This is a genomic window from Planktosalinus lacus (assembly GCF_014640155.1).
Classification (GTDB): Bacteria; Bacteroidota; Bacteroidia; order Flavobacteriales; family Flavobacteriaceae; genus Planktosalinus; species Planktosalinus lacus.
The window spans coordinates 1-9,519 of record NZ_BMGK01000016.1; the positions used below are offsets into that span (position 1 = coordinate 1).

A 9,519-nucleotide genomic window follows, 5' to 3' on the forward strand; every position below is an offset into this window, starting at 1 on the left:
ATCCTTCGGAATTATCAACATTTCAACACCACAAAATCATCATTATGAAGTAAGAAAAAATAAAATATTATCTTTGAAGTGAAGGACGAGTGCTTTTCATAGGAGCCGGTGTTGTGCATAGTGTTTTTTTAGAATGGCAGCAGGAATTCGTCATTAAACTTATATATTTCTTTAATTTTTCCATCGGAACGTACACTCAGTAAAATTTGGATGTTTTCATTAATTCTAAAAGTTAACATATAGACTGCATATGGTTTAGCAATAAAATCAGTCGGTTTTCTGTCAAGCAAAATTGTACTTAAATCTAAAATTTCGATAATATTAGTGTCTAATACTGTTAATGAATTTATTTCTATAGTTTGCGAAATATATTCCAATGCTAAAATCTTCGCAGCATCTATGTCCAAATAAATCTTATCCGTTTTTTCAAATATTGACTTTATTCTCTTGCCGACTTTTATCCATCCAGCAATTCCAGTTTCTATTTTATCTCCTAACATAAAAACTCCTGAAATACCGCCTATGACAGCTAAAATCAGTGCCCAGTCAGCGCCAGTTCCTAAATTTATTTCCTTTAGGGAGTAGGAAGAATTAATCGATTCTAAATCTTTTTTTATCGAATCAAAATGACTGGATTGAATTTCTTCAATGTTATAATTCATCAAATCATCAGCTGTGTGTTTAGGAATAAAGATTATTTCCATTTATATTTTTTTACATTATGCACAACGGTTTGCATATGAAAAGTTGCGGGTTGAAATGCGCGGACTTGTCCGCCGCAACTTTTGCTTTTTTAAAAGTTAAAAATTTTTGAGCAATAACTGCAGCAGCAATTTTTTATATGCGTTGTTGCCATCTGGCTCTCTGCATTTTTTATTTCATTTATTTTTTGACAATCTTTTTATTTAATATACCATTTTGCGTATAAATTTTTATTAGATAAACACCAACTGGTAAATCAGAAATATCGAATGAACGGAAATTTGAGATTATCGTTTTGCTCAACTGCCCGATTGAATTTATAATTTCAATTTTATCAATATCAATATTTTTAGATTGAACGAATATTAAATCGCTACTTGGACTTGGATAAATTTGAATACTATTTAAATCAAAATCATTTGTACTTAACGTAAAATTTCTAAATACAGCCTGCCCAAATATAGCATTGCTAATTGTCAAAACTAAACCACTGCCTTCTTGAGTTATTTCATAAAACCCACCATCTTGCATAAATGAAAAATATTCATTTTCAAAAAAATTATGTTCCTCTGTATCACAATCATCATTTGAATTAGAAAAATTAGAACTTTGAATAGTCTCTGCATTTGGAAATTCAAAGATACCACTAAACGTGTTGCAAGCTCCATCGCCACTAAAAGTATAATCTTCAAGTATGATTAAATTGGGTGTGATTGATGGCTCAATTTCTGAAACCTCGTAAGGTGTTCCTAGATCACTTGATTGAACAAAATTTAAATACCAAGTCTGAAATAACTCAGGGTTTGGTTCTTGTGCGTATCCTAAAGAAGATATTAAGATCAGAAACAGCAAAAGTAAATTTTTCATAATATTTGTTTTCAGCTTGATGGCAACGGTTAGTATATGCGTAGTGCGACCGATAGGGAGCATTATCGCATATGCCGTGTTATGTGTGGTGATTCTATTCTTCATTTGGATTAATTCATCTATTCAACCATATCTCCCATGCCATAATAATCTTTTGGTTATCTCTTTGAAAATAAAGTTATGCTATGATACTAGTTAAATTCAGCTTTTAGGGCTGTATTATTCTGATTCAATATAACAATTTCAAAGTCGGATTTATCCAAAACTAATGTAACCTTCTTATCATCCGTCTCTTGTATATCATAAGGAACGGCTTTGCCGACTTTCTCACCTTTTTTGTAGGCAAGTACCAAACATGGGCACTGGATATTTTCTTCAACAAATGATAGTTCCACTTCTTTACGATCACCATACACCATCCATTGCGGACGATCGTACTTTTTACTTCTTGGATGGAAAACTGCTATGTCATACCTGAATGTGCCCATAGGAGGTAAATCAAGAGAGGTTTTCTTTCGTTGCTGACCAAATAGCTCACCAGATTCATTGACAAAAACACTAGGTCTTTCTAGATCTGTAATCTGATAATACGAGTTTTCGTAATCCCTATTACCCTTTTCAGAATAAATTGTCTGACTTATGGTTAATGGATCGACTCCTGTAAATTCCGTCAATCTCCCTGCCATCGCCTTTCCCCAACCCATGGAACTGTTAGGCATATCTCCTTCGTACACATGATCAAAACCACAATGAATTAATATCTTTTCATTGGGGTATCGATTTAGATAGGATTCAATATTCCGGGCTTGATTAATCTCTCTTTCCTTCCCATTAGCATGTCCACTGCTTTCGTACCCAAATATATTGAACCCCATATCAAAGGCAGTTCTTATTAAATTGCCAAATTGAGGTTCTTGTGTGTAATATCCAGAATCAAGAATAGGATAACCATTTGCTTGCATAATTGAATCTGCTTGAGGCGTATTAAAATATCCTTCCATTCCTAAGTGCTTAAAGCCTCTTCTTTTGAGTCCTTCAAGTAGTCGGGTGGTAAAAATTCGATGTTGGGGCATTTGATGAGCTTCATTTATGATGACTACTTGGTGCTCTTCAGCTTCATTCAATATGTAATCTATTGCATCAATTGCTTTGTAGAGGCCAAAACTATCTCGTTGTTCCTGCGTAAGTCCGATTTCAATTGATTCTTTCGTATCCCAAATCTCATGCATCCTTTCTATGTTTCCGATTTTGGCAAATTCCCATGCTGTTCTATCGACTATTGTAGGAAGGGTATCCCAATATGAAGAAAAATTGTACGGCATCTCATTTGACTCTGTATCAAAATGAAAGTCAAATTCCACAAAATCTAACTTTTTCTGATCTTCATTTTTGGTATTACAGGCAATGCTCAGCAAAGTAATAGCAATAATAAATAAGTATTTCATTAATTAGTTTTTTATATTCTCGGTGTTTTTGGTTGTTTCATCACACATAACGTATGGCGGTATGAAAAGTTGCCGATTGCGGGCGATTTCCTATCAAGTTACACAAAAGTTGAAGCGGGCTACAACCCTTGAATTACCTACTAAACCGGCAATTTTTTATACCGCGTGTTGTGTGCTGCCTTATTTCTTTTCTTTCATAGGGCAAGTTTTAATTCCAAATGGTGCATAAAGTGGACAAAAGCTTATCAAGCTAGTTAAAACGAAAACACCTGCAAGTACTAAAAGAACAATGCCTAATGTTCCAGAAATTGTTCCTGTGAAATAAAGAACTCCGACTATTGCAGCGATTATTACTCTAATAATTCTGTCTGCTGTTCCCATGTTTTTTTTCATTTTTTTAAAATTTAAATAATCTTGCATTATTGCGTTACAAAGGTAAGTGGTGTTTTATTGCTGTGCAGTGACCGTGGTCACCACTCAGCGATAATTCTTAATTCCCCTGATTTTTGTAATACTTTCCCATCGGATTCAAGTTTTTTCAGCACTCTAGTTATCACTTCACGGGCAGTACCTAATTCGTTAGCTATCTGGTTATGACTCATTATAATTGAATTACTATTAATCAATTCCAATTTCTTTTTCAAATAGTCATAAAGTCTCTTATCCATTTTATCTAATAACAAGTGACTAATTGTATCTAAAAGTTCTGAATACCTTAGGTTATATTGATTATAAAACAGTTCGTTGAAATCAGTATACTCTTTTAGCCAATTTGGTAATAAATGAACGGGAATTAAAATAATCCTTGAATCCTCTTCGGTTACTGCGAACACTTTACTTGGAGTGTTCTTCAATGCAGCATAGAAAGACATAACACAGCTTTGAGCAGGCTCAATATAGTAGAGTAATAATTCCTTCTCGTCAAATCTTGAATATACTTTTACAAGTCCACTTACAACAAGAGGTAATACTTTAACATACTGTTGTTCTCTTAAAATTTCAATTCCTTTGGGGAATTCCTTTATACTTGATTCTTGCAGTATCTTATCAGCTAAATCAGGTTTTAAAAAGGATAATATTTTCTTGTCAAGCTCCATTCTTTATGGTATTTTGGTTCTATAGGTTGCACACAACGGGAAGCATATGCTTTGTGGCGGACTTTGAAAGACAAATCTTCCTGTCCACGACGATTTATATTTGAAACTAAAATACTCATTTTCATAACGTAACCCGCCATAAAGTATTATGCATTGTTAGGCAACGTTTTTCTTCTTTCAAATCATTATCACAAATTGTATCAGTTCACCAAGGACTATCAAAAGTACACTTGAAATTATTCCTTTCTTCAATGTCAATTTATGGAAGGTTAATCTTATTCCGATTATTATTCCTAAAAGTCCAAGAACTGAATTTAAAATCAGTGTCCATTCTGGATACATAAACAGCCAAAGTAGTCCTGAATAATTATACTGGTACAGCAAGTATAAATTGTCCCAAATCCAGTATGCATTGAAAAGAATTATTATCAGTCCTATTAATAAATTCCTATCTATTCTTTTCTTACTCACTGATTTTGTAATTATTAAATTGTCTTACTTTTTTTCTTTGTTCTCTTTCAATTACAGAATAAATCATAAATGGAACACCAATCACCCCAACCAGTCCCGCAATCACATAGATGTAAGCGAATTGAAAAATATAGTCCTAAATCCATAAAAACACCAAAGGAGTTCCAATAAGGAATATTGTCAGTCCGATGATTTGTGCAATCTTACTTTCAGTCGCTTTAATTCTATTCAAATGATAAAGGTCTGTTTGTCCACATTTTTTACAAGTCAGTTCGATTTTATTACCTTTTGATTTTGATAATTCGACTCTGTCAGAATCCCAACTTGAAAATCTAATCTCCTTTTTACAATTATGACAATTTGTGTAAAGTCTCATTATTCAATTAAAGTTCTTTTCTTTAGTTTCTACTGTTGTTCTGCTAAATGTTGCCTAACGGTTAGGCTATGAGCTGTGGCGTGGATTGAGCAACTAATTTAGCAAACAAAACCCAGACCTGAGGAAAATCCGATAGGATTTTCCGTGTGAGCCTGTACAAGCCATAGCTTATCGCCGGTGTTGTGCAACGTTTTTTTTAATCGGTTAATTTTAGTTTTTCGTCAATCCAAACATCTTCATATCCCTTTTTATCAATCAAAAAGCGGTAGCCAACATTAAGTCCGAAGTATTTGATTAAATCAGGTCGGATTTGTAGGAGTTCTTCTGCACAGATTTGTTTAAAAAAATTATCCGTCTCCGAATATTCTCCCGTCCAAATAAACCAACCCGTTGTTCCTTTTTCCTTCGGGTGTCGGAATCCGTGGATTGGGTCGGCATTTAAGTCAGAACCAACTCCAATTGTTAGTTTTTTGTTTATCGGATTCCATTTGGATTGATGTTTTTCACAAATCTGCTTTTGTCGGTCGATGTGCACATTCCATAAATTAAAATCCTCTAATAAATTTTCGTCCGTTTCCAATTGATGTTTCCAAAGTTGTATATTTTTTTTTGTAATTGGAAAGTTCATTTCTGGACTATCCCATTGAAAAATAATGGCAGATATAATCTCATCATCCCAATCAAAAAAATCTTCTGAAATCAAATTCCAAGCATAATTTTCAAAGTCTTTTTCGCCAATTTCTCCATTAAGATATTGGTCGCATTTAGCAATTAAGTCCGTGCGGGATATTTTAATTTTTTGTTTCAATTTTGATTTTTCTCAAATGTTGCACAACGGTTAGTATATGAAAAGTAGGCGATTTAGAAGCACAAAACTTTCAGTTAAAAACAAACATTGATACGAGCTAAATGCCTTGATTTTACTAGGATTTCGCCTATTTTTTATATACATTGTTGCCAGTAGTTTTTAGTTGTTTGGTTCAAACTTTTCAAAGCTTTTTCCATTGCTTTTATAAACTCCGTCATTATCAGTTCCGAGCCATATTATTCCGTTATTGTCTTGATAAATAGTAATTAGCAAAACATCTTTTTCTTCATTATTGATTTTAATTTCTGATAAAGTTTTTCCGTCATATTTCCATACCATACCACCGTAATTTGTCATCCATAAATCGCCATTTATATCTGATAAGCCAGAATTGAAATAATAAGGGTTGTCTTTTTCAATTCCGATTATTTTATCATATTCCAATGTGTTCGGTTGGATTTGATATTTACTTATAAAATTACTTAACCAAAAATATCCATCTTTGTCTTGAAGCATTGAACGAACTCCAGGTGCTGTGCCATTTGGAAGAATAGACAATTCATTTTCACCAAACCACAAAAATGATTGTCCGTCATATCGAAAAGCTCCAGCTACGAATGTCCCAAACCAAATATTCCCATCTTTGTCTTTGTTTACCTTATAAACAGAATATGGGTTGTTGCTATTGAATGGACTTACGAGCGTGTCAATTCCAAATGTTTTTTTTAAATCTTTTCGGGGTAATTTTAATTCAAAAAGAGAATCTCCATCATAACGATATAAGTCGTTTGCGTTGTAACCAAACCATAAATCATTGGCTTCTAATTTCCATTTGTTTTTTGTTGAAATGATTGGCTTTAGTGTTGCAAATGATTTCCCATCATATTTACTAATTCCGTTGGCTGTTTCAATAAATATACTTCCAGATTTGTCTTCTTGAATTCCTCTGATTGTATTGTCTACCAATCCATTCTCTGTTGTAATTTGTTTTAATTCTTTACCCTTTAAGTAAAAAATGCCTTCTCCATTACTTCCAAACCAATAATTTTCTTTTGAATCTTGAAATATGACCCAAATTCTATCGGCAAGATTTGATACAGTCTTTCCGAATTCAAACGATTTGGTTTTGATTATTTTCGATTCAGTTTTTTCCTGTCCATTGCAGGATAAAAAAGTACTCGAAATGAAAATCAGTAAGAATATTTTAATAGAATTAATGTTCATTTTATTCGAGTATTACTGATTTTGTCAAATTACTGCCAACGATGAGTGTATGGTGCGTATCTCGAAGGGTATGCACTATACACCTTGTTATGCACATGTTTTCAATTAAATTGTTCTAAAAGTGCTAGGCTTCTTACTAGATATTGCAAACTGTGATTTTCCTCCATAGTTGTTTTAGGAGAACTGTTAAAAGCAATGACTAATCTTTTTTCTGGTGAAATATAGAGCGCCTGACCTCCTACACCATGTTTTATGAAATCCCCATCTTCAAAAACAACATCCCAATGATAGCTCTGAAACATAGCTCCTTGGTCCTCATATTGCCGAGACCATACTAAATCTCCAAATCCGCCCTTAGACAGAAATAATTCATGATTACCTTTTCTAATTTCCTTCAAATACCGATCAGAGGCAATTTTGATTTCTGCATCCTCAGTAAACGCAAGGCCATACCTTGCCATATCTCTTAATGTCATCATCATGGGGCCATAACTTCCGGAAATACCCGTGCTTGCCAAGGTAATCAGAGCATCTTGCTCCGCTCCAATTCTTGACCATATCATCGAGGACACAAGTTCATGATATGGAGTGTCTGAAATTCGTTCAGCTATCATAGCAAGGAGCACAGAATTGGCACCGGTATAATCATAAGTTTTCCCGGGAGGCTCCGCTATTCCAAATTCTTTAATGACCTGTAGAAAATCCTTTTGAAATCCAGTATTGGGTTCAGGAAACAAGCCCGTATGTTCTAAAAGTTGATAAAAACACGATTCAGGATTGGTGATTGCTTCCATATCGGGTAAATGTTCCCTACAATTAATCCCTGAAGCCATTCGCAGTAAATGTTCAATGGTAATACCTTCAAAACCTGCGCCTCCGAGCTCAGGTAAATATTTGGTGATGGAATCTTGTTCATGCAATAATCCCTGATCTGCGAGGGTTGCTATTATTGTACCAACGAAAGACTTTGCAATTGATGCTGTGATATGTCTGTCGTTCGGATCCATATCCGGGTATCGTTCGTACACAATATTTCCTTTGTGAAGAACAATCACCCCATTTATTGCTTTACGAGCACAAATTTCATTTAAGGTAGTTTCTTTTTTAAAAAAGGGACTGGTCAGCATTTCCTGCCCCAGTGTTTCAGACAGGTTTTCTTCTAGCTGTTTGGTTTTTGTACCCTCCTTACTTATAGTAACGGTAGGTAAATAATATTCAAAATGTCTGTTTAGTTCGGTAATATCTGGACTTATCAAAGTAATCCAATCTGGAGATTCAAAACTTACCAGTTGTTTGGTAGTGTCGGGCATTTGTCTTGAATTTACTGCTGATTCAACCTTGTCTTTTAGTGACTGAATTTTAGTCTCCTTTTTGCAACCATAAATCATTCCCAATGCAACGAAAAGAAGGCTATATTTTTGTAAATAATTGATCATTTCGTGGCTTGATGTGTCAATAATTATTAATTGGTTTCAATATTTTAATTGTGCCCAACGTGTTCGTGTATGTTTAGTTGCGTTGGTTTAGCACTAATTTAGTAAAAGAAAACGAACCAAAGATTAATCTATATCATTTTCCGAGTAAAGACTTGACTAGCAATTAAATATACACGTTGTTGTGCATAGTGCTTATTATTCCGGCTTTATTTTCACGATTTTATCTCCTTGCATTACTACAAGTTCGCTATTCTTATTTTTCTTGAATTCAAGAAGTCGTTCATAAACTTTTTCAAGTCCTTTTACAATCTTGTCTTTTAATTCGATTTGTTTATCTTTTTGTGTCATATACTTTTTTTAATTGTTTAAATTTTTCTGAATCAATTATTTCTAAATCGTCAGTTCCCATTTTGTGAGCAATCAATTCGTGCTTTCCGAAAGAATTATCAAAAATTAAAGCTCCGTCAATAATCGGAAGATAAATGTCAAATAAATTATAAATTCCTTTTAAATATCTTCTTTCAATTACTTTTTCGGGAATATTGTGTCCTCCTTCTTTTACTCTAATTTTCACTCTTTCTTTTGCGAGTTCTATGTTGTTAAGCCAAAAAAATAATAGAGTAACGTTATATCCTTGTTTTTTCGCTTGAATGATTTTATTTCGATAACTCCTTGTTGATAATGTCGTTTCAAATGCAAAACTCTCGTTCTCTTTCAAAAGTTCGTTGATTCTATTTATCATTATTCGACCAGATTCGAACGCAACTTTTTCGGGTTGAAAAGGTGACAGTCCTTTTGCAATTTCATCAGCGTTTACAAATTCTTTACATTCGATTATTTCTGGTAAAATGGTATACGATGCTGTTGTTTTTCCAGCACCATTACATCCAGAGATTATATAAAGATTTTTTGTTTCCATTCCGACAAATTTAACTTTTTTAAAATTGATTTTGAATTGAAAACAGATTTTTCTGCATTATGCACAACGGTCTCGGCTCGTATGTTTACAATGTTTAATTTATTATCCATAAATATAGTAGTTTTCCATTTAATAATAAGAGCTAAAATAGAAGGGACAGAGAGTTTCTCGGCT

Annotated in this window: 11 protein-coding genes; all 11 read right to left on the reverse strand. The window is 33.5% G+C overall.

The genetic code is table 11. From position 1 onward, the window contains the following. Window positions 1-128 precede the first annotated feature (128 nt). Window positions 129-704: a hypothetical protein gene (locus tag IEV69_RS13545; RefSeq protein WP_188443339.1), complete on the reverse strand. Its 576-nt coding sequence runs from the start codon at window positions 702-704 to the stop codon at window positions 129-131. 178 nt (window positions 705-882) lie between these two features. Next, window positions 883-1,674, reverse strand: coding sequence for a T9SS type A sorting domain-containing protein (locus IEV69_RS13550; RefSeq protein WP_188443341.1), 792 nt, complete (start codon window positions 1,672-1,674; stop codon window positions 883-885). A gap of 86 nt (window positions 1,675-1,760) precedes the next feature. Beyond that, window positions 1,761-3,014, reverse strand: a complete 1,254-nt coding sequence (locus IEV69_RS13555; protein ID WP_188443343.1) for a hypothetical protein — start codon at window positions 3,012-3,014, stop codon at window positions 1,761-1,763. Window positions 3,015-3,194: 180 nt separating this feature from the next. Next, window positions 3,195-3,407, reverse strand: a complete 213-nt coding sequence (locus IEV69_RS13560) for a YgaP family membrane protein (RefSeq protein ID WP_188443345.1) — start codon at window positions 3,405-3,407, stop codon at window positions 3,195-3,197. Between the two features lie 77 nt (window positions 3,408-3,484). Further along, a complete protein-coding gene (locus IEV69_RS13565; protein WP_188443347.1) occupies window positions 3,485-4,111 on the reverse strand; it encodes a Crp/Fnr family transcriptional regulator in 627 nt (208 codons plus the stop codon). Window positions 4,112-5,154: 1,043 nt separating this feature from the next. Then, on the reverse strand, window positions 5,155-5,766 hold the full coding sequence (locus IEV69_RS13570; RefSeq protein WP_188443349.1) for an immunity protein Imm33 domain-containing protein: 612 nt from the start codon (window positions 5,764-5,766) through the stop codon (window positions 5,155-5,157). A 159-nt stretch (window positions 5,767-5,925) separates the two neighbouring features. Continuing rightward, window positions 5,926-6,990, reverse strand: coding sequence for a ligand-binding sensor domain-containing protein (locus tag IEV69_RS13575; protein WP_188443351.1), 1,065 nt, complete (start codon window positions 6,988-6,990; stop codon window positions 5,926-5,928). Between the two features lie 101 nt (window positions 6,991-7,091). After that, a complete protein-coding gene (locus IEV69_RS13580; protein WP_188443353.1) occupies window positions 7,092-8,426 on the reverse strand; it encodes a serine hydrolase domain-containing protein in 1,335 nt (444 codons plus the stop codon). Window positions 8,427-8,621: 195 nt separating this feature from the next. Further along, window positions 8,622-8,774 carry a hypothetical protein gene (locus IEV69_RS13585; RefSeq protein ID WP_188443355.1) on the reverse strand — a complete coding sequence of 51 codons (153 nt, stop codon included), beginning with the start codon at window positions 8,772-8,774 and terminating at the stop codon, window positions 8,622-8,624. Next, window positions 8,758-9,345 (reverse strand): ATPase, encoded by a 588-nt coding sequence (locus IEV69_RS13590; RefSeq protein WP_188443357.1) that lies wholly within the window; start codon window positions 9,343-9,345, stop codon window positions 8,758-8,760. Before IEV69_RS13590 ends, IEV69_RS13585 begins: the two co-directional genes overlap by 17 nt. Continuing rightward, window positions 9,321-9,519, reverse strand: a 199-nt coding sequence (locus IEV69_RS13930) for a hypothetical protein (RefSeq protein WP_229741446.1), incomplete at its 5' end; no start/stop codon positions are given. The genes IEV69_RS13930 and IEV69_RS13590, both read right to left, overlap by 25 nt.

Coding starts and splice junctions, on each gene's coding strand:
- IEV69_RS13545 (WP_188443339.1), bottom strand. CDS start 704: ATGGAAATAATCTTTATTCCTAAACACACAGCTGATGATTTGATGAAT.
- IEV69_RS13550 (WP_188443341.1), bottom strand. CDS start 1,674: ATGAAGAATAGAATCACCACACATAACACGGCATATGCGATAATGCTC.
- IEV69_RS13555 (WP_188443343.1), bottom strand. CDS start 3,014: ATGAAATACTTATTTATTATTGCTATTACTTTGCTGAGCATTGCCTGT.
- IEV69_RS13560 (WP_188443345.1), bottom strand. CDS start 3,407: ATGAAAAAAAACATGGGAACAGCAGACAGAATTATTAGAGTAATAATC.
- IEV69_RS13565 (WP_188443347.1), bottom strand. CDS start 4,111: ATGGAGCTTGACAAGAAAATATTATCCTTTTTAAAACCTGATTTAGCT.
- IEV69_RS13575 (WP_188443351.1), bottom strand. CDS start 6,990: ATGAACATTAATTCTATTAAAATATTCTTACTGATTTTCATTTCGAGT.
- IEV69_RS13580 (WP_188443353.1), bottom strand. CDS start 8,426: ATGATCAATTATTTACAAAAATATAGCCTTCTTTTCGTTGCATTGGGA.
- IEV69_RS13585 (WP_188443355.1), bottom strand. CDS start 8,774: ATGACACAAAAAGATAAACAAATCGAATTAAAAGACAAGATTGTAAAA.
- IEV69_RS13590 (WP_188443357.1), bottom strand. CDS start 9,345: ATGGAAACAAAAAATCTTTATATAATCTCTGGATGTAATGGTGCTGGA.